The sequence below is a fragment of the Amycolatopsis sp. NPDC047767 genome (assembly GCF_040704195.1).
GTDB lineage: Bacteria > Actinomycetota > Actinomycetes > Mycobacteriales > Pseudonocardiaceae > Amycolatopsis.
Genome location: NZ_JBEYSJ010000006.1, coordinates 360,528 through 387,160, shown reverse-complemented (window position 1 = coordinate 387,160; position 26,633 = coordinate 360,528). Strand labels below are relative to the sequence as shown.

General features: G+C 71.7%; 17 protein-coding genes. 9 read left to right on the top strand and 8 right to left on the bottom strand.

Annotation, left to right across the window (positions count from 1 at the left end; all coding sequences use genetic code 11):
- Positions 1-205: 205 nt before the first annotated feature.
- Complete coding sequence (locus AB0878_RS14695; protein WP_366579952.1) at positions 206-3,913, bottom strand: BTAD domain-containing putative transcriptional regulator; 3,708 nt, start codon at positions 3,911-3,913, stop codon at positions 206-208.
- Positions 3,914-4,105: 192 nt separating this feature from the next.
- Positions 4,106-7,396 carry a BTAD domain-containing putative transcriptional regulator gene (locus AB0878_RS14690; RefSeq protein ID WP_366579950.1) on the bottom strand — a complete coding sequence of 1,097 codons (3,291 nt, stop codon included), beginning with the start codon at positions 7,394-7,396 and terminating at the stop codon, positions 4,106-4,108.
- A 331-nt stretch (positions 7,397-7,727) separates the two neighbouring features.
- Between AB0878_RS14690 and AB0878_RS14685 the strand changes: the two genes are divergently transcribed.
- The 3 genes from AB0878_RS14685 (at position 7,728) to AB0878_RS14675 (ending at position 9,163) form a co-directional block, all read left to right on the top strand.
- A complete protein-coding gene (locus tag AB0878_RS14685; RefSeq protein ID WP_366579948.1) occupies positions 7,728-8,036 on the top strand; it encodes a WXG100 family type VII secretion target in 309 nt (102 codons plus the stop codon).
- The gene (locus AB0878_RS14680; RefSeq protein WP_366579946.1) at positions 8,033-8,326 is read left to right on the top strand and encodes a hypothetical protein; all 294 of its coding nucleotides are present in this window, start codon (positions 8,033-8,035) and stop codon (positions 8,324-8,326) included. The genes AB0878_RS14685 and AB0878_RS14680 overlap by 4 nt, the downstream gene beginning before the upstream one ends.
- 201 nt (positions 8,327-8,527) lie before the next feature.
- The gene (locus tag AB0878_RS14675) at positions 8,528-9,163 is read left to right on the top strand and encodes a response regulator transcription factor (RefSeq protein WP_364050623.1); all 636 of its coding nucleotides are present in this window, start codon (positions 8,528-8,530) and stop codon (positions 9,161-9,163) included.
- Positions 9,164-9,251: 88 nt separating this feature from the next.
- Here AB0878_RS14675 and AB0878_RS14670 read toward each other — a convergent pair whose 3' ends face one another.
- Positions 9,252-9,803, bottom strand: a complete 552-nt coding sequence (locus tag AB0878_RS14670) for a TetR/AcrR family transcriptional regulator (protein ID WP_366579944.1) — start codon at positions 9,801-9,803, stop codon at positions 9,252-9,254.
- A 90-nt stretch (positions 9,804-9,893) separates the two neighbouring features.
- Here AB0878_RS14670 and AB0878_RS14665 point away from each other — a divergent pair, with 90 nt between their 5' ends.
- On the top strand, positions 9,894-10,904 hold the full coding sequence (locus AB0878_RS14665) for an NAD-dependent epimerase/dehydratase family protein (RefSeq protein ID WP_366579942.1): 1,011 nt from the start codon (positions 9,894-9,896) through the stop codon (positions 10,902-10,904).
- 20 nt (positions 10,905-10,924) lie between these two features.
- Positions 10,925-12,247, top strand: a complete 1,323-nt coding sequence (locus AB0878_RS14660) for an amidase family protein (protein ID WP_366579940.1) — start codon at positions 10,925-10,927, stop codon at positions 12,245-12,247.
- Positions 12,248-12,309: 62 nt separating this feature from the next.
- Here AB0878_RS14660 and AB0878_RS14655 read toward each other — a convergent pair whose 3' ends face one another.
- From AB0878_RS14655 to AB0878_RS14640, 4 genes are all read right to left on the bottom strand, one after another.
- Complete coding sequence (locus tag AB0878_RS14655; RefSeq protein WP_366579938.1) at positions 12,310-13,566, bottom strand: cell division protein DivIVA; 1,257 nt, start codon at positions 13,564-13,566, stop codon at positions 12,310-12,312.
- Between the two features lie 120 nt (positions 13,567-13,686).
- Positions 13,687-15,678, bottom strand: coding sequence for an SDR family oxidoreductase (locus tag AB0878_RS14650; protein WP_366579936.1), 1,992 nt, complete (start codon positions 15,676-15,678; stop codon positions 13,687-13,689).
- 345 nt (positions 15,679-16,023) lie between these two features.
- A complete protein-coding gene (locus tag AB0878_RS14645; protein ID WP_366579934.1) occupies positions 16,024-16,734 on the bottom strand; it encodes a class F sortase in 711 nt (236 codons plus the stop codon).
- 16 nt (positions 16,735-16,750) lie between these two features.
- A complete protein-coding gene (locus AB0878_RS14640; protein ID WP_366579932.1) occupies positions 16,751-18,250 on the bottom strand; it encodes a hypothetical protein in 1,500 nt (499 codons plus the stop codon).
- Between the two features lie 331 nt (positions 18,251-18,581).
- Between AB0878_RS14640 and AB0878_RS14635 the strand changes: the two genes are divergently transcribed.
- Entirely contained in the window at positions 18,582-19,448 is an 867-nt protein-coding gene (locus AB0878_RS14635; protein WP_366579930.1) for a Bax inhibitor-1/YccA family protein, read from the top strand.
- Between the two features lie 328 nt (positions 19,449-19,776).
- Entirely contained in the window at positions 19,777-21,333 is a 1,557-nt protein-coding gene (locus tag AB0878_RS14630; RefSeq protein ID WP_366579928.1) for a DHA2 family efflux MFS transporter permease subunit, read from the top strand.
- 374 nt (positions 21,334-21,707) lie between these two features.
- Here AB0878_RS14630 and AB0878_RS14625 read toward each other — a convergent pair whose 3' ends face one another.
- Complete coding sequence (locus tag AB0878_RS14625) at positions 21,708-22,928, bottom strand: acetyl-CoA C-acetyltransferase (protein WP_366579926.1); 1,221 nt, start codon at positions 22,926-22,928, stop codon at positions 21,708-21,710.
- A gap of 200 nt (positions 22,929-23,128) precedes the next feature.
- Here AB0878_RS14625 and AB0878_RS14620 point away from each other — a divergent pair, with 200 nt between their 5' ends.
- The gene (locus AB0878_RS14620; protein ID WP_366579924.1) at positions 23,129-24,499 is read left to right on the top strand and encodes a cystathionine beta-synthase; all 1,371 of its coding nucleotides are present in this window, start codon (positions 23,129-23,131) and stop codon (positions 24,497-24,499) included.
- 114 nt (positions 24,500-24,613) lie between these two features.
- Positions 24,614-26,227: a hypothetical protein gene (locus AB0878_RS14615; protein ID WP_366579922.1), complete on the top strand. Its 1,614-nt coding sequence runs from the start codon at positions 24,614-24,616 to the stop codon at positions 26,225-26,227.
- Positions 26,228-26,633 lie beyond the last annotated feature (406 nt).

The following is a 26,633-nucleotide window of genomic DNA, read 5'->3' as shown; positions in this document are numbered from 1 at the left end:
TGATCACGTGGGGCCTCTGGAATTTTAGGATTCGATCTTCGCAAATCCAGTCCTACCAGCGGCCCCACGCCTCACCTCACGGCAACACGCACCCCCACCTCGCCCTACTGAGAAAACCTCAATGTGGCGTTCGGTGCGCCCAACGCACCCAACGCGGCGTTCGGTGCGCTCGACGCAACCAACGCCGCATTGGGGTGCGTGGAACTCAGCCGATCCGCCGCGCCACCGCATTCGCGACACCAGACCGCGACGGCGACTCCAGCTTCCCCAGCAACCGGGCCACATGCGCCTGCACCGTCCGCCGCGGCAGCGCCAGCTCCGTGGCGATGTCGGGATTCGACCGCCCCTCCGCCACCAGCGTCGCGATCCGAACCTCCAGCGGCGACAGCGAATCCCACCCATGCCCCGGCCGGGCGGTGGCCACGAACCGCCCGCCACGCCGGACCCCCAGTTCCCGCAGGCGCTTCTCCGCCCGCTGCAAGTCCCACCGGGCCGACAGCGACGTGTACAGCTCAGCCGCCTCGTCCAGCGCCGCGTGAGCCGCGGGCAGGTCCTCGGTGCGCGCGAGCAGCACCGCCGCGTCCTCCAACGCGGCGGCGAGCTCCGGGCGGCGGCCGACCGAGCGGAAGTGCTCGACCGTCCGCAGCACCGGCGCCGGGTCGCCGTCGATGAGGCCGCGGCACCAGTCCATGGCCGCGTGGGCGCGGGCCGGTTCGCGTTCCTTGGCGGCCTCTTCCTCGCACACCGCCAGCCCGCGCAACGCGAGCGCCTGGTCGCCGGCCTCCAGAGCCAGGCCGACGAACATCGGCAGCCACTGGTGCCGCAGCATCATCTGGGCGTAGGTCGGGTTGAGGATCGGTTCGAGGACGGCCAGCGCCTCCTTGATCTCCCCGCGCTGCCACGCCACCACCGAGTTGGCCACCAGCAGGAAGTCGAAACTCTCCCGCTCGGCACCGGTCGCCGGCGCGTACTCCTCGGCCGCGTCCAGATGCGCCGCCGCCTGCCCGCGCTCGCCGCGGCGGGCGGCGATCAGCGAAGCCACGCCGTGCAGCAGCAACGCCGCCGCGCCGGGTTCGCGCAGGCCGTAGAAGGTGATCGCCGGCCCGTCTTCCGTCACGGTGTCGAGCTCGACCAGGGCCTCGTCCCAGCGGCCCTCCCAATACCGGTGCACCGCGACCGACACCTGCAAGCCGATCGGCATCGAATGCCGCTGCGCGATCTCGCCGGCGGCCTGCAACGTGCGGTCCGCCTCGCCGAGCCGGTCGAGGTTCTGCAGCGTGAACACGCGGTTGTCCAGCAGGTCCAGGTGCAGGTCGGCCAGCTCGTGCTCGTCGCCGACGGCCTCGATGGCCTCGTCGATGTGCGCCAGCGCGCTCTCGTGGTGGCGGCGCACGGAATCCACCAGCCACAACGTCTGCAACGCGTGCGCCGACAGGTACGGGTCCCCGTCGGCCTCCGCGCGGGCCTGGTGCGCGCTGGCCTCCGCGACGTCGAGGTCGTCCAGCCCGCCGCGGCGGAAGTTGGCCAGCAAGTGCCGGCGACGCACGTGCCAGATCTCGGGCAGCGCCGGATCGTCCTCGGCCTCTTCGAGCGTCTGCACGGCGAGCGCGACGGCCCCGCGCCGGAACCGCAGCGTGGCCAGCAGGTGCCGCATTTCCGCGACGTTCTCCGGATCCTGCGAAAGCTCAAGCGCTTGTACGGCAAGGGTTTCCGGGTTGCGCTCCAGTCGGAAGAGCACCTTCGTCAACGCGGTGATCAGCGCCTCACGCCTCGGGTCGGCCGCCGAGCACGCCGTGAGCGCGCGCTCCAGCAGCTCCACGGCGATCAGCGGCGCCCGGTTGGTCACGGCCGACTGGTTCTCCGTCAGCCAGTCCAGCACCCACGGGTCCACAGTGGACGGAGCCGCCACGAGCTGCTCGGCCACCCGCTTCACCGGCGCGCCGATCCGCGCCAGCGCCTCCGCCGCCTGCCGGTGCAGCGCCGCCCGCGTGCCCGACAGCAGCCGGTTGTACAACGCCTGGCGCAGCAACGGATGCCGGAACGCGAGCTGCGTGCCCGTGTCGATGAGGACGTTGGCCGCCACCGCTTCTTCCAGCGGCGCCAACAGGTCCGACGGCCGGATGCCCAGCACCGCCGCGATGTCGCCGACCGCGAACTCCATGCCCAGCAACGCACCCCAGCGCAGCACGTCCTGCGTCTCGGCCGGCAGGAAGTCGAGCCGCCGGTCGACGGCCGCCACGAGCGAGCGCGGCGTCTCGAACTCGGCGGGGTCGTCGACGTCGGCGTACCCACCTTCCACTTCGACCGCACCCGCGCGCACGAGCACGTCGACCATTTCCTTGACGTACAACGGGTTTCCCGCGGCACGAGCGGCCAGCTCACGCAGACCGGGGCCGGGATCCGCGCCCAGCAGGCCTTCGATCAGCCGTACGACGTCGTCGGACACCAGCGGTTCGAGATCCAGCACCACGCCGTCGCGCGACTCGACGCCGCGGCGCAGCTGAGCGAGCTCCGCGCGGTCGGGTGCGGGCCGGGTCGCGGCCACGAGCAGCAACGGCAGCTGCCGCGTCGCCGCGCACAGCCGGTGCCACACGAGCACGCTCGACTCGTCGGCCCACTGCAGGTCGTCGATCACCAGCACCAGCGGGGCGTCGGCGCACAGCTCGTCGACCAGGGACAACAGCCGGTCGACGGCTCCGAGCACCGGGTCGCTCGAACCCCACGCGCGTTGCGCCGGCCCCTCGCCCATCAGCTCCTTCGCCACGCGGGCGCGACGCGGATCCGGCGAGGCGGCGTCGATCGCGAGGCACTCCAGCATCACCTGCAGCGGGAACCGGGTGCTCAGCTCGTCGGCCGCCACCCACGCGAGCTGCAGCCCACCGCCGGTGGCGTAGCTGAACACGCGCGTGAGCAGCTCCGACTTCCCGATGCCCGGCTCGCCCTCGATCCACACGGCCCGGCCCCGCCCGTCGCGGACCTCGGCCAGCAGCTCGCTCAGCTGCGCCGACTCGGCTTCGCGGCCGAACAACGGGCTGTCGTCCCCGTCGTCCAGCGCCCGGCTGACGCGCGGCGGCAGCACGGAAATCGGCTCGGGACCGGCCGGCGGCTCCGGCGTCTTCACCTTGGGCAGGTCGAGCGCCGGGTCCTGCTCCAGCACGCGCTGGTGCAGCTCCCGCAGCCGCGGCCCCGGCTCCACGCCCAGCTCCGCGCGCAGGGTGGCGCGGGCGTCGCGGAACACGTCGAGCGCGTCGGAGTGCCGGCCGCTGCGGTACAGCGCGAGCATCAGCGACTCGCGCACCGCCTCCCTCAGCGGGTGCTCGCCGACGAGCACGGTCAGCTCCGCGATCAGGTCCTGGTGGCCGCCGAGCTCCAGCACGGCGGCGGCGCGGCGCTCCAGCGTGTCGAGCCGCAGCTCGGCCAGGTGCTCGCGGTGGCGCTCGGCGAACTCGCCGGGCACGCCGGACAGCGCTTCGCCGTGCCAGAGGGCGAGCGCGGCGTCGTACTCCGCGGCGGCCTTGTCGTGGTCACCGGCGGTGGCGTGCTGCTGGGCCTGCTCGCGGTGGCGTTCGAACACGGCCGCGTCGAGGCCCCCGGGCTCCAGTGCGAGCGAATAGCCTCCGGCGTCGGACACGAGCACGCCCGAGGCCGCCCACTTCGTGCGCTCGGGGTCGAGCGCGCGCCGCAGCCCCGAGATGTAGGTGTGCACGCTGCCCTCGACGCTGGCGGGCGGCGAGTCGCCCCACACCCCCGCGATGAGCTCCGCGCGTGGCACGGACCGGCCTGCGTTGACCGCGAGCATCGCGAAGATGGCACGCTGGCGCGCTGGCCCGAGCTTGATCTCGGCCGGACCTCGCCAGGCCCGCAACGGGCCGAGCACGTCCACCCGCAACCCGCTGTGCGCATCCCCTGGCATGCCGTTCCATTCGACGTACCGGTCTGACTCGCCGAGCTTACCGGGAGCTGGTGATCACCCGGCATCGTACGAGTGGCCGGCATCCACCGATGCCCCCGCCACCACCCTCAACGGAGGCGCTGCGCGCCCATGTTCGACTCAAAAGCCCATCGGCCAGTCCCGCTCAGCGGGGCGCGCCGGGGAAAAGCGGGATCATTCCCCCGCCGCGCGGCTGCGCACGGGGTTCGCGCGGCGGATGCCGTGCGGGTGCATCCGGGTCTCGGCCCGGCGCACGTCCCACGCCGCGCCGAGCGTGGTGTAGCTGGTGAGCGCCGTGCGGAACGCCGAGCGGGCCTCGTCGAGCCGGCAGTGTTCCGCCAGCAGGATCGCGGCGTCCTCGGTGGCGCGCGCGTGTTTCAGCACCCGGCCGGCGGCCTCGTAGTGCGCGGCCGCGCCGAGGATCGCGTCGGGATCGCCCGCGACCAGGCCGCGGCAGTGGGCCGCGGCGGCCATGTGCGCGGGTGGGACATCGGTGCCCTCGGTGTCACCGATCAGCCGCAGCGCCTGGTACGCGTAGTGCGTCTCGCCCAGCTGCATCGCCAGGCGCACCAGGTCGGGCAGCCACTGCTGGCGCGCCGAAGGCGGATAACCCTGGTCCAGCAACGGGGTCAGCGCGGCGAGCGCCGCCTCCGGGTTGCCTTCCTGTTCGGACAGCTGCGCCTCGGCGGCCAGCAGGTAGTCGCCGCCGTTGGGCTCGAGGCCCTGCGGCCAGTGCTGGTGCGCAGCGGCGTCGAGGTGTGCGCTCGCTTCCTCCGGCTCGTCGCGGTGGCTCGCGATCAACGCGCCGACGCCGTGCACGAGCAGCGCGGAACCGGGGCTGCGCAACACGTACGACGCCGTCTCCGCACCGCCCTTGATCACCGTGTCGAGCTCGGCCAGCGCCTCGGGCCAGCGGCCGCGCCAGTAGTAGTGCACAGCGCCCGCCAGGTGCATCTCGCCGGGCACGGCGCGGGTCGCGGCCAGCCGGCGCGCGGTGCTGAGCGGTTCGGCGGCGTCGTCGAGGCCGTCGAGCACACCCAGCTCCGACAGGTCCGGTTCGGACGTTTCGTCCACGGCCAGGCGTTCGAGCGTCGCGCGCAGCGTCTCGTGCCGGCCGCGCCACATCTCGGGCACGTGCGGGTCGGCCAGCGTGCGACGGACCTCTTCGGACGCTTCGGCGAACTCGCCGCGCCGGTAGTAGATGTAGGCGAGGATCCAGCGCATCTCCGCGGCCTGCCTGCTGTCCTCGGTCCGCGCGACGACCGAGCGCGCCTCGGCTTCGGGCTCGCGGCCGAGCCAGAACAGCAGCCGCGCCAGCGTGGCCGTGAGCGGTTCGCGGGCGTCGGCGGGCAGCGAGGCCTGCGTGACCACGTGCTTGAGCAGGTCCACGGCCATGCGCGGCGCCTCCGTCGCGACCGTGCCGATGTGCTCGGTCAGCCAGCCCGTCACCCACGGGTCGACCTGCACCGGCGCCGCGGCCAGCTGCTCGGCCACGCGCTCGGGCGACGCACCGGCGCCCTGGAACGCCTCGGCGAGCTGGCGGTGCAGCGCGACGCGCATGGCGGCCGGCGTCTTTTCGTACAGCACGCGGCGCAGCAGCGGGTGGCGGAAGGTGAGCAGCTCGTCGGACTCGGTGAGCACGCCGGCCGCGAGCGCCTCCTCGACGGCGCCGACGAGCGCGGTCGCCTGCCGCTCGGTGGCGATCGCGATGTCCGACAGCGAGAACTCCTTGCCCAGCAAGGCCGCCCAGCGCAGGACGTCGCGCGTGCCACTGGAGAGGAAGCTCAGGTACAGCGTGACGCGCGAACCCAGCGGTGCCGGGATCGTGCGGCAGCTGTTGCCGTCGACGATCGCCTGCGCGCCGTCGAGCAGGATCATCGCGTTGGAGAGCAGCGTCTCCACGATTTCCTTGGCGTAGCGCGGATTTCCCGACGCGAACGCGATCAGCGTGCGCAGCACCTGGCCCGGCGGGGCGCCGGCGAGATCACCGGCGAGGTCGCGGATCGCGCTTTCGGGCAGCGGACCGAGCGTGAGCAGCTCCGTGCCGTCCGCCGCCAGCTCCGCGCGCAGGCCGTCCAGCTCGGCGGGACGGGGGACCGGGCGGCACGCGCCGATCAGCAGCAGTGGCAGCCGCCGCGTCTCGCGGCTGAGGTAGCGCCACACGCGCAGCGTGGTGTCGTCGGCCCACTGCAGGTCGTCGACCACGAGCGCGAGCGGTTCCTCGGCGCACAGCTCGCGCACGAGCCCGAGGATGCCCTCCACCGGGTCGGCGCCGGGGTTCTCGGCGAGCGCGACGGCCAGCTCCGCGCGGCGCAGGTCCGACGCGCGCGGGTGCACCCCGAGCGCGTCGAGCAGCGGCCGCAGGGCGAAGCGCTGGTCGAGCGCGTCAGCGGAGGCGAACAGCGGTTTGACGCCCGCGTCCTGGGCCAGCGACAGGGTTTCGGCGAGCAACGCGGTCTTGCCGATGCCGGGTTCGCCCTCGACCCACACCGAACGGCCGAGGCCGCCGGCGAGTCCGGCGACGGCCTCGCGCAGCAGCAACGTCTCGCTCGCGCGGTCGAAGAAGATCTCCGCGCGCGGCGGCAGCACCGGCAACGGGAACCGCGGCACCCGGGCGGGCGCCGGCGCCGGCCGTGGCGCGGGGGCCGGGGTCTCCACCGCGGAACCACCGCCCAGCAGCCGCTCGTAGAGCTCGCGCAGAGCCGGGCCCGGCTCGGTGCCGAAGCCCTCGATCAGCTTGTCCTGCAAGTCCGTGTACACGGCCAGCGCTTCGGTGCGGCGGTCGCCGAGCGCGAGCGCTCGCATGAGCAGCCCGTGCAGCGGCTCGCGGAACGGGTGTTCGCGCGCCGATTCGAGCAGTTCCTCGACGAGCTCCAGGTGCCCGCCGTTGTCGAGCACGACCTCGGCGCGACGCTCGACCGTCGCGAGGCGCAGCTCCTCGAGCCGCGTGCGCTGAGACGCCGCGAACGGGCCGGGCAGGTTCTGCAGCGGCTCGCCGTGCCACAGCGCGAGCGCCTCGTCGAGCTTCGCCAGCGCCGGACCGCGTTCGCCCGCCGAGAGGTGGCGCTGGGCCTGGTCGCGCAGGGCCTCGAAGTGGTGCACGTCGACGGTCTCGGGCTCCACGCACAGCGAGTACCCCGACCCGATGGACGCGAGCAGTTGCGGCCCGGTGCCTTTCGCACGGCCGGGCTCGAGCGCACGGCGCAGGCCGGAGATGTAGGTGTAGATGCTGCCCTGAGCGCTGGCCGGGGGCGCGTCGCCCCACACGGCGTCGATCAGCTCTTCGCGGGAAACGGTGCGGTTGGGCGACATCGCCAGCACCGCGAGAACCGTGCGGCGGTGGGCGGAGCCCAGATCCAGTTCGGCGCTGTCGAGTTCCGTGTCGCCGCGCCAGGCGCGGACCGGGCCGAGCAGGCGGATCTTCGGCGCGGTGATACCGCCTGCCGCGCCGTCCGCTGCCGACATCGGTCTCCCTTCACGCGTTGACGGATCGTCACACGCCGGATGCCACTCGTGATCTTACGCCCGAACGGGTGGTGGAGCGGGCCGGGGCCGGGTCTCGCCGGCCGCCCTGACCGCCAGTCTCGGGGCGCGGTGTTGCGGCCACTCGGCGTGACGGCGAACACCGGGGAAACTCCGCCGCCGAGACCCCGGTGGAACGGCAGGCAAGGATATCCGAAAATCGGGCATACCACCTGGTCCCCGGTTTCGCCACCCCCCGTCGGTGGGTCACGCTCGGTGGTAAGCCCGCGCGGCACGGGTGCGGGTACTGGGGACGTGTGGTGAGGAGAGCGTCGTGAATTCGATTCCTCCGACGGTGGTGCCGGACGGTATGCGAGGTGCGGCGGGTGAGTTCGCCCGCGCCATAGACTCGGCCAACGCCCATTTGAGGCGGGTCAACAGCGAGATGGCGGCGCTGCAGGCGTCGTGGCGGGGCGACGCTTCGGTGCGCTTCGGCCAGGCGATGAACGACTGGGAGCAGCAGTACGACCTCATCCTGGGCCGGCTCGCCGACCTGCTCGCGGTCACCGGCGGCGCGGCCGACGCGTGCCCGGCCGCCGACGAGCGGGCGACGTCGTGGACGGGCGGCCTGAGCGGGATATGAGTCCAGGGCGCTTCGACTTCACCGACGCCGACGAGATCCTCGACCGGATGGGCAGGACGACCGGCGGGATCCGGGCCGTGCTGACGGAGCTGGAGTCCACTGTGGAACGGGACATGGCGGCCTGGACCCCGGAGGCGCAGGCGCGCTACTGGGCGGCCAAGCAGGCCTGGACCGAGGCCGTCGGGCGGATGCCCGACTGCGTCGAACGGGCGCGGGAGGCGTTCCGGGAGATCGCCGGGAACTCCGGCGCGGCGGGGCCGGGCGCCTGCGGGGTGTGCTCCGAGGCGTGAAGGCCGGCGTGAAGCCCGGGCCGACGGGTCGCTCAACCCTGCCGTCAAGACCCTCGTGAAGCGGCCCGTAGAGGACGCTGACCTGCGGTTATCCGGAGGTTCTTCACGATCGCGGCGGGCGTGAAGAATCTTGGTAAGAAAACGTGAAGTCGTCCGCGCGAGACTTGTCACCGTCAACCTGGAGTGGTGGTAGGAGATCTCGTGAAGCTCGTCAAAGTCGCTGTTCTCGCCTCGGACCCGATCACCAAGGCCGGCGCCGCGAGTCTGCTGGGCACCCGCGCCGAGCTGCAGGTCCTCCCCGAGGACTCGGCCGCGCAGGCCGACGTGGTCCTCGTGATGGAGGAGCACGTGACCGACCGCGTGCTGTCGCGGGTCAAGGAGCTGGGCCGCGAGTCCGAGCAGCTGGCCGGACCGCACCTCGTCATCGTCGCCGACCACTTCCGGGAGAGCGACCTGATGACCGCCATCGAGTGCGGCGTCGTCGCGATCCTGCCGCGCCGCGAGACCGGTGGCGCCGAACTCGTGTCCGCCGTGCTCACCGCCGGCGACGGCACCGCCAGCCTGCCGCCGCGCCTGCAGGGCGCGCTGCTCGGCCAGGTCCAGCGCATGCGCCGCGACGTGCTGGAGCCCAACGGCCTCACCCTGTCCGGCCTCGCCGCCCGCGAGTGCGACGTGCTGCGGCTCGTCGCCGAGGGCTACGGCACGGAGGAGATCGCGACGAAGCTCTGCTACTCGGAGCGGACCGTGAAGAACGTCCTCTACGGCCTGATGACCCGCTGCGGCCTCAACAACCGCGCTCACGCCGTGGCCTACGCCCTGCGTGCCGGCGCCATCTGAGCCACTTTCGCCGGGCGGCAGTGCCGCCGCCCTTTGCTCCGGGCCTTCTCCCGTTTCGTGGGAGAAGGCCCTTTTCGCGCTTTGTGGTTCAGACGTCCAGAATGCGCAGGCAGAGGCGGCGCAGGGTGGCGCGCAGGTCGTCGTCGGACAGGTGGTCCAGTCCTCGCAGCGCCGGGCCGAGCTCGGTGGCCGTCCAGTAGGCGGCGGTCTGGTCGGGTGTCGGGTGGTCGCCGAAGAGCAGGCGCAGGCCGCGCCGGGCCTGGTCGTCGAGGGCCTGGCCGATGCTCTCGTGCCGCCGCGTGCCCGGGTCGGTGCGGCTGAGCGGCGAGACGGCGCGGTGGGCCACGACCTGCGCCACGAAACCGTCGACGAGCAGCTCGCGCCGCTGCTGTCCGGTTTGGACCTTCGCGGCTGCTTCGAGGAGTTCGTCGAACGCCGCGATGCTGCTCTGCAGGAGAGCCGCGAGGATGTCGGCCTTGGTGTGGAAGTAGTAGTAGACGTTGGCTTTCGTGACGCCCATCGTGTCGGCGATCAGCTGCAGCGACGTGGCGTCGAACCCGTGCTCGGCGAACAGTTCTCGCGCCGTGGCGAGCACCGTGCGCCTGGTCTTCTCGGCCTGCTCAGCCCGGGTGGGTGACACCCGGCGATGCTAACCCACGGTGTTCCTCGCCGGGATGGGCTACAGTGGTTTCATTAGCCAAGCGGCTAATGAAATATCGAGGAGAGACCCATGCGCGTACTGGTGACCGGCGGGACCGGCTACGTCGCCGGCTGGTGCCTCGTCGAGCTGCTGCGGCGCGGCTACGACGTGCGGACGACGGTGCGTTCGGCCGCCAAGGAAGCCGCCGTGCGCCGCGCGGTCGGCAGCGAGACCGACCCCGGTGACCGGCTGGAGGTCGTGGTCGCCGACCTGACGTCCGACGCCGGCTGGGCCGAGGCGGTGGCCGGCTGCACCTACGTGCTGCACGTCGCGTCGCCCCTGGGCGGCGACGGTTCGCGCGACCCCGACGCGTTCATCGGCCCCGCGCGCGACGGTGCGTTGCGCGTGCTGAAGGCCGCGACCGAGGCCGGGGTCTCGCGGGTTGTGATGACGTCCTCGCTGGCCGCCGCCGCGCCGCCGATCGGCACGCGCAGCACCGAGGTGTTCGACGAGACCCTGTGGACCGACCCCGACGACCGCCGCCTCAACCCGTATCGCCGCTCCAAGGCCGTGGCCGAGCGGGCGGCGTGGGACTTCATCGCGTCCTCGGGCGGCGGCACTTCGCTGGCGACGGTGCTGCCGGGCGCGATCCTCGGCCCGGTGCTGGCCGGCCAGGCGCTCGGCTCGGTGCAGCTGATCGGCGCCCTGCTCGACGGCCGCCTCCCTGGCGTCCCGCGGCTCGGTTACAGCATCACCGATGTCCGTGACCTCGCTGATCTCCACCTCCGGGCCATGCTCGCGCCCGAGGCAGCGGGCGAGCGGTTCGTGGCCGTCGGCGAGTTCCTGTGGCTGCGCGACGCGGCGCGCGAGATCCGCGCGAAGCTCGGCCCCGACGCCGCCAAGGTGCCCACGCGCGGTCTGCCCGACTTCGTGCTGCGCGGTTTCGCCCTCGTCAACGCGGGTGTACGCGAGGTGGCGCCGGACCTCGGCCGGAAGAACGTGTACACCTCGGCCAAAGCGCAGCAGGTGCTCGGCTGGCAGCCCCGGCCCGCGGCCGCGACCGTCGTCGACTGCGCGCGGAGCCTTGTCGCTGTCCACTGAGGACGGTTAGGGTGCGGATCATGGTGCAGACTGCGGTGGAGATCGCGCGCGCGGTACGCGCCGGCGAGCTGGATCCCGTTCAGGTGACCAAGGAGGCCCTCGCCCGCATCGCGGCGGCCGACGGCGTGGTCGGCGCGTTCCGGCGCGTGCGCGCGGCGGAGGCGTTGGTGGAGGCGGCCGAGGTCGCCGCCCGCGCGGACCTGCGTGACCTGCCGTTGGCGGGCGTTCCCGTGGCGGTCAAGGACGTCACCGAGGTCGCGGGCGAGTACGCGGGCTGGGGCTCGGTCGCCGGCCCGCAGACGCCGTTTCCTTCCTGCGGGGTGATCGCCGCGCGGCTGCGCGCGGCGGGCGCCGTGATCGTCGGCCTCACCCGCGTGCCGGAGCTGTGCCTGTACCCGATGAGCGACGACCCCACCGGCGTCTCCCGCAACCCGTGGGAACCCGCCTACACGGCGGGCGGCTCCTCGGGCGGCAGCGCGGCCGCCGTCGCCGCCGGCCTCGTCCCCATCGCGCACGGCACTGACGGCCTCGGCTCGGTGCGGTTGCCTGCCGCCATGTGCGGCCTCGTCGGCCTCAAGCCCGGCCGCGGTGTCGTGCAGGAGCCCGCCGAGGGCTGGTACGGCATGTCCACGCACGGCCCGCTCGCCACGACCACCGCCGACGCGGCCCTGCTGATGTCCGTGCTGGGCGAGCGCCCTTCGCTGGCCGAGGTTCCGGTGCCGGGCCCGCAGCGCATCGCCTTCTCCACGCAGGTCCCCGTCACGCGCGCCCCGCTCCCGCGCCCGCTCGGCCAGGCCGTCGCCCAGGCCTCGACGCTGCTGGCCGCTGCGGGTCATACCTTGACGGAAGCCACCCCCGCCTACGGCTTCGACACCATGCTCGCCCTCGTCGCCCGCTGGTTCGCCGGCCCCGCCGCCCAAGCCGACGCCGAGTTCACCTTCCGCCACCTCCAGCCCCGCACCCGCACCCACGTCCGCCTGGGCCACCTCACACGCGCCTTCGTCCGCGACCGCTCCCGCACCACGTGGATCTCCCGCGCCGAGGACTTCTTCACGTCCCACGACGTCCTCATCACCCCGACGCTCGCCACCCTGCCCCCGAAAGCCCAGCGCTGGCACCGCCGCTCCTGGGGCGCGAACGCCCTGCCGGCCGTCCGCGTCGCCGACTTCACGGGCTTCTGGAACCTCGCGGGCTTCCCCGCCCTCTCCGTCCCCGTCGGCCACCACCCGACCCTCGACCTCACCACCTCGGTCCAGCTCGTCGCCCCACCCGGCGGCGAATCCCTGCTGCTGGGCCTCGCCGCACAACTGGAGGCCGCCAACCCCTGGCCCCGCAGCCGCTGACTCCACCGACGACGAAGGCCGCTCCCCGATGGTGGGGAGCGGCCTTCGTCGTGAAGTGCGGGTCAGGAGCTGGACTTGCCGGCTGTCTGGGAGACCGGCTGAGGTGTGGAGCTCTTGCCGTTCGCGTTGCCGTTTGCGGGCTGGGGTTTCACCGTCGGGGCCGGGGTGGTCGGGGAGTCGACCGAGACGACCTCGGGCTTCGGCTTCGGGGCCGGAACCGGCTTGGGCGCGGGTGCCGGAGTGGCGGCGGGCTTGGCGGAAGCAGCCGGGGCCGGCGAAGGAGCGGCGGCAGGCTTGGCCGGAGCAGCCGCAGCCGGCTTGGCAGCAGCCGGTCCAGAAGCCGCAGCGGGCTTGGCAGCAGCCGGTCCAGAAGCAGCCGACGCAGAAGAACCAGCCGGATCATCCCCACCCACCAGCTTCGACGCCGACGGGATCACCGACTCCGCCGGGAGCGCCGCCAGCAGGCTCTCGCTGTTCTTCAGCACCTCGTCCGCCATCGCCAGGTTCTTGCGCGCCTGTTCGCGGATTTCGGCGAGGCGCTCGACCTTGCGGGTCGCCGCGGTGGTGCGCTGGGCGGCCTGCGTGGTGGCTTCGTCGAGGCGCCGCTTGGCTTCCGTGGTGGCCTCGTCGACGCGGCGCTTGGCCTCGGCCGTCGCCTCGGCGATGCGGCGCTCGGCCTGGTTCTTGCTCGCCGTGCGCTGGTCGGCGATGAGCTTCTCGTGCGCGCTGCGCTCGGCGGTGATCTTCGAGTCGAAGTCGCGCTCGATCTTGCGGCGCTTGCGCTCGGCTTCGTTGTCGAGGAGTTCCCGGCGCTGTGCCGCCTCGACCGTGAGCCGCTGGACCTCGGCGCGCGTCTCCTTCAGCGCGGCCTCGTGCTCGGAGTGCAGCGCTTCGGCCTGCTTGTCGAGCTCCGACACCAGGCGCGTGTAGCGCTCGCGCAGCTTCGTGGACGCCTCGGTGGACGAAGCCCAGTGCTTCTCCGCCGCCACCTGCGCGCGCTTGGTGATCTCGTCCGCGCGCGCCTGCGCGAGCTGCACGGTGCGCTGCATGCGCTCGTCCAGGTCCTCGAGCCGCTCGGGCGGCTTCATCAGCTCCTCGACGCGGCCCTGCAGCTTGGTCACCTCGCCGCGCGCGGCCTCGAGCTCGCGCGACAGCGTGGCGACCTGCGCCGCCGCCGCGTCGCGGTCACTGAGCAGCCGGCGCAGCTGCGCCTCGATGTGGTCGAGGTACTGGCGCACCTCGTTGCGGTCGAAGCCGTGCCAGGCTTGGGTGTACTCGCGCCGCAGGGGCAGGAGGCCGTTGTCTCGCTCGGGAACCATGGGCCCGACCGTACCCGCGCACATTGTGTCGTCGGCGTCAGGACTGGTGATTCACCGCCACGTGTCGGGCCCTACCTGGTGATCGTCCCCTGAACGGCCTCACCCTCGAACGCACCGTGACTACCAGTGGAACCCGCGCGACAGCCGCGCGAGCGCCATCGCCGCCCGTGACAGGTGTTTCTCGCCACGGCCGATCTTGAGCCGGCCCGAACCGCCGGCCGCCGTCGAGTCGGGGAAGATGCGGAAACCCTGGTACGCGATCGCGTCCGTGAGGCCCGGTGCCAGCGTGTACGTGAGCCCGATGGCCTGCCCCGCCGGCGTCCCGATGTGCTTCGGCCGCTCGATCAGCGCCTTCATGACCATGTCGGCCGCCTGCTCCGGCGACTTCGTGGGGAACGCGTCGTAGATCTTCGTCGGCCGGATCATCGGCGTGCGCACCAGCGGCATGTGGATCGTGGTGAACGTGATCCCGTCACCGTGGGTCTCCGTCGCCGCGATCCGTGAAAAGTAGTCGAGCGCGGCCTTCGACGCGGCGTACGCGGAGAAGCGCGGCGCGATGCCCTGCACACCGATCGACGACACGTTCACGATGTGCCCGAACTTCCGCTCCGACATGTGCGGCAGCACCGCGAGGATCAGCCGCACCGCACCGAAGTAGTTGATCGCCATCGCGCGCTCGTAGTCGTGCATGCGGTCGTACGACAGCTTGATCGACCGGCGGATCGAGCGGCCAGCGTTGTTCACCAGCATGTCGATCCGGCCGTGCTCGGCCAGCATCGCGTCCACGGCCTTGTGCACCGACTCCTCGTCGGTCAGGTCCGCCGGGTACACCGACGCCGTGCCGCCGGCCGCGATGATCTCGTCGCGCACCTCCTCCAGCTCGTGCTGCCGGCGAGCCACCAGCAGCGGCACGCCGCCCGCGGCCGCGACCTTCAGCGCCGTCGCGCGTCCGATGCCCGAAGACGCGCCGGTGATGATCACGCGCCGCCCGTCCAGCTCGCCGCGCGGACCGTGCTTGCGGGCGCGGAACGGGTCGAGGTGCTCGCGCCAGTAGCGCCACAGCGTGGCCGCGTAGTCCTCGAGCCGCGGCACCTCGACGCCCGTGCTCGCCAGCGCCTTGCGCGTCTCGGTCGAGGCGAACACCGACGGGAACGCCATCGTCTCCAGCAGCACCGGCGGGATCCCGAGCCGCTCCATCACCGCGTCGCGCGCGATCGTGAAGCCCGGGATGTGCTCGCTGAGCTTGACCAGTCCGATGAGCCCCTTCGAGACGCCGTCGCCCAGCTGCACCGAGATCGTCGGCGCGCCCGCGGAGCGCGCGAACGCGTTGTACACCGACACCACCGGCTGCGGCTCGGGGTTCACGAGGTGGAAGGCCCGCCCGTCGAGGCCCGCCGTGGTCACCAGCTCCAGCAGTGCCTTGGCCACGTAGTCGACCGGCACCACGTTGGTGTCGCCGAGGTCCGGCCCGACGATCGGCACGTCGGGCAGCCCGGCGAGCCGGCTGATGGCGGGGAAGAGGTAGTACGGGCCGTCGATCTTGTCCATCTCGCCGGTCTTGGAGTCACCGACCACCACGGCCGGCCGGTACACGCGCCACGGCACCTCGTGCTGCTCGCGCACCAGCTTCTCGGCCTCGAACTTCGTGCGGTGGTACGGCGTGATCAGCCGCTGCCCCACGTCGAACATGTCCTCGGTGAACAGGCCCTCGTGATCACCGGCCACCGCCACCGACGACACGTGGTGCAGCACGCCGGCGCGCAGGTCCGCGGCGAGGTCGACGACGTGCTGCGTACCGTCCACATTGGCCTTGATGCTGGTCTCGTCGTCGGCGGTGATGTCGTAGAGGGCGGCCAGGTGCACGACGTGGTCCACGCCGCGCAGATTGCCGCGGTCCTCCTCGGACACACCCAGCATCGGCTCGCCGAGGTCGCCGGTCACGAGCGTCACGCGGTCCGCGTGCGGCCACCCGTCCACCAGCTTCGCCAGCTTCTCCCTCGACGACGCGCGCACCACGAGGGCGACGCGTTCCGCATCCGGCCGCATGAGCAGCAGCCGGGTGAACTGGCGGCCGATCAACCCGGTCGCACCCGTCACCAAGAACGTCGCCATCTCCATCACCCTCCGCCGTACAACGCTGGACCCTTGCCGCATTCTGCTGCATCCAAGCCGCGCTGACCACAGCGCGCCCCAGTGATGTTACTCGCTAGTAACTTCTCGCGAAACCCGGGTCCCGCAGGTCGGAGGCACCTTTTCCCGGCGCCGGCGTCCCGATGAGTGGCACGAAGTGCCCGTTCGCGACACCCGCCGAGCAGCGCGAACGGTCCCCTCGTGCCACGCGAACTGCACGCCATTGCCTGCCACGCGGGAGAAAAAGGCAGAAAAAACGGTGCCCCGGCGAAATCCCGCCGGGGCACCGTTGTCGAAGAACGCGGTTGAAAAGCTCGTCGAAAAGGATCAGACCGGATCCGCGATGACGACCCGGTTCTCCTCGTACCCGTCGGCCCCGCCGACCCACCGGCCGCCACACGTCACGAGCACCACCCGGTGCGGCCCGGCCTGTCCGAAGAGGTCGTCGGCCCGGGCCGGGAGATCGTCCTTGTGCACGGTGACCAGCTGCGAGATCCGGTACTTCGACGTCTTCCCCGCACTGTCCACAATGGTCACCTCGCCGCCGATGCGCTCGGTCCACAGCTCGGCGAACGGGCCCGTCGCGCCCTTCCAGTTCACGTGTCCCGCGAAGACGCTCGCGCCGCTCACCGCGTCGAGCGCGGCGCCCCACCAGGCCGCCTGCCCGATGTCCGACGGCACCGGCAGCGTGTTGCCCGGCCCGAGGCCCTGGCGCACCATCGCGGCCGTCCCGCCGCCGGGCAGCCGCAGCGTGCCCGGCTTCTGCGGCGCGAGCGGAGGCTGCTTGTGCTCCACCGGCGCGGCGGGCGGCGGCGCGGCCGGCGCGGTGGACGACGGCGTCGGCGGAGGCGCCGAAGAAGAAGGCGCCTCCGGAGGCGCGGCCGGCCGCAAACCCGCGAGGGCGGCGGCGGCCGGCTGCGCGCTGCCGGCCACCACCGCCATCGGGGGTGCGCTGATCACGACGGTGGCGAGCTCCACCACGAGAACGCTCGCCGCGCCGAGGACGAAACCGGTGATCAACCGGCTCTTGCGTGCCATACCCGTTCCGCTCTCACTACCTCCGGGACGCGCGCCGCGCGGCGAACCCGACCAGACCCGAACCGACGAGCGCGAGCACCGCGAGGCCGATCAGCCCCGGCGTGGAGAAGCTCGTCTCGATCGCACCCTTCGCCATCGCGACCGGCTGGTCGCCCGCGGGGATCGCGTGGGGGACCTCGTTCGGTGTGTTGGCGATGGTGAGCGCCAGTGTGTCGCCCGGCTTCAGCGAGCCGCACACCGAGGGCGGGTTCTTCGGGTCGAACGCGTTCTCGTAGCCCGGCGGCGCGTTGACCTCGACGACGCAGATGTCCTGCGGCGCCAGCAGGTTGTCCACGGTCACCGCGCCGGTGTCGCCGGCGGTCGTGACGACCACGGGCTGCCCGTCGGGACCGTCGAGCGGCTTGCCGTCCTGCCCGGTGGCGGCGGTCTTCTTGTCCTTGCCGGTGATCCGCAGCGTCGCACCGCCGATGCCCTTGCCGGTCTTCGCGTCGGTCTTGGTCACCTGGACCTTGCCCGGCTTCGCGACGGCCACGGCACCTTCCGCGGTCAGCGTCTTCTCGCCACCGGTGGACACCACGTTCTGGATGCCGGTGTTCACCGGGTTCTGCACGTAGGGCCGGTCGGCCGGCGCCGACAGCGACGTCGCGAGCTTCGGCTGGTCACCGGTCGGCGTGAGCTTCACCGAGATCGTGCCGTCGGCGCCGGTCTTGAGCGTGGTCTCGGTCTGCGCGCCCTGCACGGTGGCGCTGCCACTGGCCGCGTCGGACGTCTGGGTGGTGTCGTCCGTGGCGTCGCCGGTCGTCAGCGTCGCGTCGGTGGCGTCGAGCTTCACCGCGACGTCCGGCACGCCGGTGCCCTTGGCGTTCTTCACGGTGACCGTCCAGGTCGCCGCGGTGCCGAGGTGCTGGTCGTCCTTCGGCGGCGTGACCGAGGCGGTCCACGGGCCGCGGTTGGCCTCGGCGTCGGCGGTCAGCTTGGCGACGTCGTCGTACGCCGTGGGGGCCTTGTCCTTCAGCCCCTGCAGGTGCATGGCGATGTCGTAGCCGATCTTGTCCGCGGGCAGCGCCTCGTTGAGGTCGTCGTGCCCGGGCCGCGGCGCGGAGGTCCACGAGTGCAGCAGGTGCGCGAGCGCGGCGGCGACGTTCGCGTCCTTCGTGTCGCCGTAACGCAGCAGCAGGTACGAGATGTTGGCCGCCTTGTCGGCGGGGATCTCGTCGCCCCACTTGGTGAGCAGCTTGTCGCCGGGCTTGTACTTCTCGTTCGAGTCCGGCGCCTTCAGCTGGAAGCTGACGCAGAAGACCTGCTTGCCGGCGACGAGGTAGGACCCGAGCCAGTTGCCGCTGTGGTCCTTGTTGTCGAACCGCTGGGCCGGGACCTCGACCCCGATGCCCTGCTGGGTCGCGGCGTCGGCGGCGGTCGGGGCGATTGCGGTGAGGGAGAGTGCGCCGAGCACGGCCGTGGCGACCAGACCGGCGGCCGCGCGCAGGCGAGCGCGCGGGCGTGAAGACCACCCCATGGTGTGTTGACTCCTTCAACATGCTCTGCCGTGACGCCTTTGCGTCGACGCAGGTCACACGATCGAACAACTCCCCGACACGCCTTCGGTCACATTCCGAACACGCGAAGTGAAGGTTCGCGGCTGATCACCCGGATTGTCTAGGGGCCATCGGGTGACCTGCGGTGAACGGTCGTGATCTCAGTCGCATACGGTGTAGCCCGGCGCGGGTCCGGTCCCCTGATCGGGCAAAAGGGTAAAGTCTCCTTTACTCGACGGTCTCGACGGGAACCAGCAGGCCCGAGCGGTCGTTGAACCCCATGCAAGGTGCCAGCAGATCCAGGAGGATCAGGTGCGTTCCAGTAGCAACCCGGCGTTCCGCAACCTGTCCCGCGGTTCGGCCGCTTCAGGGCAGTACGGGCCGAACGTGGGCTTCGACCAGCGGCCCTACGGCACTCCGCAAGGCCAGGGAGGTGTGCCCGGCTACGGTCCCGGGCAGATGGCCGCCGGTTCCGCCGACCGTCCGATGACGGTCGACGACGTCGTCGTCAAGACCGGTCTTTCGCTGGGTGTCGCCCTGCTGTTCGGCGTCCTCACGGCGATCTGGGCCCAGACCCAGCTCATCACCGACTCGCTCGGCCGCGTCGAGGGCATGAGCGGGGCGCTGCTCGGCGCGCTGTTCGGCGGCTTGATCGTGGGCCTGGTCCTCTCGCTCGTGATCATCTTCGGGCAGAAGGCGAGCGGTCCGCTCACGCTGGCCTACTCGGCCGCCGAGGGCATTTTCCTCGGTGCGCTCAGCGGGCTGTTCGAGCTGCTCTACCCGGGGATCGCGCTGCAGGCGCTGATCGGCACGGCGGGTGTGTTCATCGCGATGCTGGTGGTCTACAAGACCGGCGCCGTGAAGGTCACGCCGAAGCTGACCAAGTGGATCGTCGGCGCCGTGGGTGGCGTCGTGGTCCTGATGCTGGTCAACCTCCTCACCTCGCTGTTCTTCGGCTTCAACCCGCTGCGCGACGGCGGGCCGATCGCGATCATCTTCAGCCTGGTGGTCATCGGCATCGCGGCGTTCAGCTTCCTGCTCGACTTCGACCAGGCCGACCGCATGATCCGTTCGGGGATGCCGGCCAAGTGGGCGTGGTTCGCGGCCTTCGGCCTCATGACCACGCTGGTGTGGCTGTATCTCGAGATCCTGCGGCTGTTGTCCTACCTACGCGACTAGTGCTCGCGTAGGAATCCCGAGAAGGCGCTCCGTGTACTACGGGGCGCCTTTTCTGTGTACGCGTTCTGTGCGCGGGGAAATCGCTCTTCGCGCGACGGAGCGCGTACGCAGAGTGCTTGTGCGGGACCAATTCCTGGCCGCATCAGCGCAGGTGGAGGACTTTCCGTGGCCGGCCGGAGAACGCGAAAAGTCGTCTACGTGGTGCTTCGGGCGAAATCGATGGCTTTTTGTCGGTGGCGTCCTCTAGCCTCGACGAAGTCACGCAAGGGGGACCCGAACTGGGGCTTGCGTGACCTTTCGCTTCCGAACGATGGGGATGGTCCACCGCATGTCCGCACAACCGAGCCCGGCCGCGCCGGGCGCCGCCGGGCTCGATGACAAACTCGACCGTGGAGTGCTCAAGATCGCTTCCGTGGTGGTGCTCGGCGCCATCATGGCGATCCTCGACACCACGGTCGTCAACGTCGCGCTGCAGAAGCTCACGATCCAGTTCTCCACGTCGTTCGACACGATCCAGTGGGTCGCCACGGGCTACATGCTCGCGCTGGCCACGGTCATCCCGGTCACGGGCTGGGCGTCGGACCGCTTCGGCACCAAACGGCTGTACCTGCTGGCCATCGGCACGTTCCTGATCGGCTCGATGCTGGCGGGGCTGGCGTGGAACGTCGAGTCGCTGATCATCTTCCGTGTCGTGCAGGGCCTCGGCGGCGGCATGCTGATGCCCGCGGGCATGACGATCCTGACGCGCACGGCGGGGCCGCAGCGCATCGGGCGCGTGATGTCCGTGCTGGGTGTGCCGATGCTGCTGGGCCCGATCTGCGGTCCCATCCTCGGCGGCTGGCTCGTCGACGCCGTGAGCTGGCGCTGGATCTTCTACATCAACGTGCCGATCGGCATCGTCGCGTTCGTGCTCGCGCTGCGCCTGCTGCCGAAGGACAAGGCGACGAAGTCGGGCCGCTTCGACTTCGCGGGCCTGCTGATGGTGTCGCCGGGCCTCGCGGCGCTGATCTTCGGCGTCTCACGCATCCCGTCCACGGGCACGGTCACCGCGATCGAGGTGTGGCTGCCGGCGGTCGCGGGCGTCGTCCTGCTGGTGAGTTTCGTGCTGCGCGCGCTGCGGGTGGCCGACCCGTTGATGGACCTGGGCCTGTTCCGCAACCGGACGTTCTCGGTCTCGATGATCACGCTCTCGGTGTTCTGCATGGGTTTCTTCGGCGCGATGCTGCTGCTGCCCACGTACTTCACCCTGGTGCGCGGCGAATCCGCGCTGCACGCGGGCCTGCTGCTCGCCCCGCAGGGCTTCGGCGCGATGATCATGATGCCGATCGCGGGCCGCTTGTTCGACAAGTTCGCCGCCCGCCGCATCGTGCTGCCGGGCCTGGCGCTGATCGTGGTGGGCATGGTGCCGTTCACGCAGGTCACGTCGACCACGCCGTACGCGCTGCTGCTGTCGGCCGCGTTCGTCATGGGCCTCGGCATGGGCTGCACGATGATGCCGATCACGTCCGCCGCCCTGCAGACGCTGCGCTCCGAGGACATGGCCAAGGCCTCGACCACCACGAGCATCCTGCAGCAGACGTCGGGCGCCATCGGCTCCGCGATCATGTCCATCGTGCTGGCCGCCCTGCTCGGCTCGCGCTTCGGCGTCCCCACCAACCAGGGCCAGCTGGCGGCCACCGCGGCCACCCTGAACCCCGCCACGCACACCGCCGCCTCCGCCCTCGCCGCCGGCGCCTTCGCGACGCCTTTCCTCATCGCCACGGTGATCCTGGCGGTCTGCCTGGTGCCCGCCGCCTTCCTGCCGAACAAGCGCTTCATCCCGTCGCCCCCTGCCACCGGCTCCGACGACGCGGCCACTCCGGTGCCGGCGGCGCCGTTGCACTGACTTGGTTTGCTCCACGGGGGAGGGCCGCTTCGCGCTTGCCGCGGGCGGCCCTTTCCTGTGCTGGCTGGGGTTTCCTCGTGCGATCCCGCCCCGCCACCCGAGCGGCAGCCGCGGTGTGATTTGTCAGGGTGACCGGTTTCCTTGGTGTCACGGGATCACCGGGCGAGCGATTGGCTACTTCGCGCCGAACCGGCCGGATAGCTGCCGCTTACTTGCTCTGCGGCTCCATGGGAATCGCGCGAGACGCACCGCCTCCGACGAGTCTGCTGTTCGCCGCGGTGTCCCCGCGTCGGTCGTCAGGCATCACGCCTCAGGGACAGCAAAAGGGCCGCCCGCGCACAACGTCGCGAGCGGCCCTTCGTCCGCGTTCTAACTCAGGAAAGGCGCTCCAGCACCATCGCCATTCCCTGCCCGCCACCGACGCACATCGTCTCCAGCCCGAACTGCTTGTCGTGGTGCTGCAGCGAGTTGATCAGCGTCGAGGTGATCCGCGCGCCCGTCATGCCGAAGGGGTGGCCGACCGCGATGGCGCCGCCGTTGACGTTCAGGCGGTCCAGGTCGATGCCGAGGTCGCGGTAGGATGGGATGACCTGCGCGGCGAACGCCTCGTTGATCTCGACGAGGTCGATGTCCGAAATGGACATCCCCGCGCGGGCGAGTGCCTGCTTCGAGGCCTCGACCGGGCCGTAGCCCATGATCTCCGGCGACAGGCCCGTGACGCCCGTCGACACGATGCGGGCCAGCGGCGTGAGGCCGAGCTCGCGCGCCTTGGTGTCGGACATGACGATCACGGCGGCGGCGCCGTCGTTGAGCGGGCAGCAGTTGCCGGCGGTGACGCGGCCGTCGGGGCGGAACACGGGCTTCAGACCGGAGACGCCCTCGATGGTCACGCCGGCGCGGGGGCCGTCGTCCTTGGACACGACGGTGCCGTCGGGGAGGGTGACCGGAGTGATGTCCTTGGCCCAGAAGCCGTCGGCGATCGCCTTCTCCGCGAGGTTCTGCGAGCGCACGCCGAACTCGTCCATCTCCTCGCGCGTGATTCCCTTGAGGCGCGCCAGGTTCTCGGCGGTCTGGCCCATGGCGATGTAGACGTCGGGGACGTTCCCCTCCGTGCGCGGGTCGGACCAGCTGTCCGTGCCCGACTCCGCCGTGGCCTTCGTGCGCGTTTCGGCGTCGGCGAAGAGCGGGTTGTGCGTGTCGGGCCAGGAGTCGGAGCTGCCCTTCGCGAAGCGCGACACCGTCTCGACGCCCGCGGAGATGAACACGTCACCCTCGCCGGCCTTGATCGCGTGCATCGCCATGCGGGTGGTCTGGAGGCTGGAGGAGCAGTACCGGGTGATCGTGCAGCCGGGCAGGTGGTCGTACCCGAGCTCGACGGCCACCGCGCGGCCCATGTTGAACCCGGACTCGCCGCCGGGCAGGCCGCAGCCGAGCATGAGGTCGTCGATGTCGGCGGGGTCCAGCTGCGGCACCTTGTCGAGCGCCGCCCGGATCATCTGCACGGCGAGGTCGTCGGGGCGCATGCTGACCAGCGAGCCCTTGGCGGCACGGCCGATCGGGGAGCGGGCGGTGGAGACGATGACGGCTTCGGGCATGGCGTGACACTTCCTCGGGTCGGTGACAACGGCGGGCGCTAAGCGGTTGCTCACCATAGTGCCGCGTGTCCCGCGTCTCGCAAAGCCGAAGGCGACGTGGACCACTATCGGGCGTCCGCCTGAGTGGACAGCGCCGCAGGTCCAGCGTTTAGGCTGGGCGTCGCCGCCGAGATCCGGCGCGGAAGGGCAGGAGCGCAGTCGTGGAGTACGCCGAGCACATCGTCGACCTCGTGGGGAACACCCCGCTGGTCAAGCTGAACTCCCTCACCAAGGGGCTCAAGCCGCTGGTGCTCGCGAAGGTCGAGTACGTGAACCCGGGCGGCAGCGTGAAGGACCGCATCGCGCTGCGGATGATCGAGGCCGCCGAGGCGTCGGGTGCCCTCAAGCCGGGCGGCACGATCGTGGAGCCGACGTCGGGCAACACGGGCGTGGGCCTGGCCATGGTCGCGCAGCGCAAGGGCTACAAGTGCGTGTTCGTCTGCCCGGACAAGGTGAGTGAGGACAAGCGCAACGTCCTGCGCGCGTACGGCGCCCGCGTCGTCGTGTGCCCGACGGCCGTGGCGCCCGAGCACCCCGACTCCTACTACAACGTCTCCGACCGCCTCGTCCGCGAGATCGACGGCGCGTGGAAGCCCAACCAGTACGCCAACCCCGCGAACCCGGAGAGCCACTACCTCTCCACCGGTCCCGAGATCTGGCGCCAGACCGAGGGCAAGGTGACGCACTTCGTCGCCGGCGTCGGCACGGGCGGCACGATCTCCGGCACCGGCCGCTTCCTCAAGGAGGCCAGCGACGGCCGCGTGGAGGTCGTCGGCGCCGACCCCGAGGGCTCCGTCTACTCCGGCGGCACCGGTCGGCCGTACCTGGTCGAGGGCGTCGGCGAGGACTTCTGGCCCGAGACCTACGACCGCGGCATCGCCGACCGGATCATCCCGATCTCCGACGCGCACTCGTTCGAAACCACCCGCCGCCTCGCGGTGGAGGAGGGCCTGCTGGTCGGCGGTTCGTGCGGCATGGCCGTGGCCGCCGCGCTGAAACTCGCCGAGGGCCTGACCGAGGACGACGTCGTGGTGGTCCTCCTGCCCGACGGCGGCCGCGGCTACCTCACCAAGGTTTTCAACGACGACTGGATGTCGTCCTACGGCTTCCTCCCGCCCGACTCCTCCGGCGCGACGGTGGGCGACGTGCTCACCAAGAAGAGTGGCTCCCTGCCCAGCCTGGTGCACACGCACCCGAACGAGACCGTGGCCGAGGCCGTCGCGATCCTGTCGGAGTTCGGCGTGAGCCAGATGCCCGTGGTCAGCGCGGAGCCGCCGGTCATGGCCGCCGAGGTCGTCGGCGCCGTCAACGAGCGCGACCTGCTCGACGCGCTGTTCACCGGCAAGGCCCAGCTCGCGGACAAGCTGGAGACGCACATGTCCCCGCCGCTGCCGACGATCGGCGCCGGCGAACAGGTCAGCTCCGCGATGAAGGCGCTCGAGGGCGCGGACGGCGCGCTGGTCTTGATCGACGGCAAGCCCGCGGGCGTCGTCACCAGGCACGATCTGCTCGGCTTCCTGGCTGGGCGTTAAGGACGACAAATCGGCAAAGCGGGCCGGGGCGTTCCGAGCGCCCTGCCCCGCTATCCGATAGCGTGGGCGCGATAGAACTTTTTCGCGTCCTCGTCAAGGGGGTTCAAGACCCACATGAGTGCTCCGCAGCCACCGAACCAGCCCGGGGACGGCGGCGAGCAGCCGCCGCAGGGCCCACCGAGTGGTCCCACACCTCAGCAGGACAGTCCTTTCGGCGCGTCGGAGCCGACCCAGGTGGTCCAGCCGGGCCAGCCGTACCCGTCGGCCCCGTCTTCGGGCGAAGGCGGACTGTTCGGCGAAGCCCCCGAGCCCACGCAGGTCGTGCGGCCCGGTGACGCGAACGCCGGCGGCGAAAGCCACTTCGGCGCCGAGTCGACGCAGCTCGTCCCGCCCGGCTCGCAGCCGCCGGCCATCCCGTACTCCCCGCCGCCGAGCGCGGCCGACAACCCCGCTGCCATGGGTGGCGGGTTCGGCCAGCCGGGCTTCGGGGGACAGCCCGGTGCGCCGGGTGCCCCGGGCGCTCCTGGTGGCTTCGGCCAGCCGGGTCAGCCGGGCCAGCCGCAGGGCTTCGGTGCCCCGGGAGGGTTCGACCAGGGCCAGGGTGCGTTCGGCGCGCCGCCGCAGGGCGGGTTCGGCCAGCCGGGTCAGCCGGGTCAGCCGGGCGGTTTCGGAGCGCCGCCGGCCTTCGGCGCCGCGCCCGCCGCGTCCGGTGGCGGCAACAGCATGTACGGCTTCATCGCCGGTGGCGTCGTGGCGCTGCTGGGTGTGCTGTCGCTGATCTGGTCGTTCCTCTACATGGGCGACGCGAGCGACTACTCGTCCAGCCTCGACCAGGCCCGCCAGTCGGCGGGTGACGCGAAGGTCGACGAGCTGCTCAGCCAGTCCGGCCTCGCCTCGCCGGGCGCCATCTGGTTCTACGTGATCATGGTCCTGGTCGGCGCGGTCGTCTCCATCGCGGGCGGCGCCGGGCTCATCCTGGCCGGCCGTCTCGGCGGCGGGATCAAGAAGATCGTGCCGATCGTGGTCGCCGTGGGCGGCGTGCTGCTGGGCGTCTTCGGCATCCTGCTCATCGCCGGCTCCACGCCGAACCAGGAGCTCCTCGACCAGGCCGGCAGCAACGGCGCCGACAGCATCGGCATGCCGACGCTCATCTTCGGCATCCTGATCTTCATCGTCGGGCTCCTCGGCCTGATCCCGCCCACCGCCCAGTTCGTCGGCCTCGGCGGCGGCACCCCGGGCGGCTTCGGCGGCCCCGCGGGTGGCGCGGGCGGCTTCGGCCAGCCGGGCCCCTTCGGCCAGCCGCAGCAGGGCTTCGGCCAGCCGGGCTTCGGCGGCCAGCCGGGTCAGCCCGGACAGCCGGGTCAGCCCGGCCAGCCGGGTCAGCCGGGTCAGCCTGGCTTCGGCCAGCCGGGCGAACAACCCCCGTTCGGCCAGCCCGGCTTCGGCCAGCAGCCCGGCACCCCCAACCCGGCCAGCGGCGGCTTCCCCCAGCCCGGCGGCTACGGCCAACCCCAGCCCGGCTACGGCCAGCCCGGCGACCAGCCCGGCAGCGGCGGCTTCCCCCAGCCGGGCCAGCCCCAGCCCGGCTACGGCCAGCAGCCCCCTCCGGGCTACGGCCCGCCCCCCGGCTACGGCCAGCCCGGCCAACAGCCGCCCCCGGGCTACGGCCCCCCGCCCGGGCAGCAGCCCCCGGGCTACGGCCAGTCACCGCAGCAACAGCAGTGGTGACCAGCTGAGCTTCACGTGAACGGCCCCTTCGGTGGATGTCACCGAAGGGGCCTTTCGCTGTCCAGGGACTTGCACCGACAGCAGGTCGCCCCGTCGCCTCGCACCGCCGCCGGGCGCTGACCGCGGGCCGCCGTTCTGGGGTCGAGTCGCGCTCGCCTCTGTGCTGCCGTGCCCGCACTGGCGCTCGCGCTGAAACCGATGTCGTTCCGCCCGCCGCGCCGCCTCTGGGCAACGACTGCGGGCGGCCCTTCCGCACGTCGACTTGCGCGTGCCCGCGCGCGGCCCTACCCGCAGCGGCGCTTGCGCTGAGACTGACGTCGCTCTGCTCGCGCCGTCGCGCGCCGCGCCACCTGCTGGCGACGCCTGCGGCCGTCCTTTCGCGGGTCGACTCGCGGATGCCTTTGCG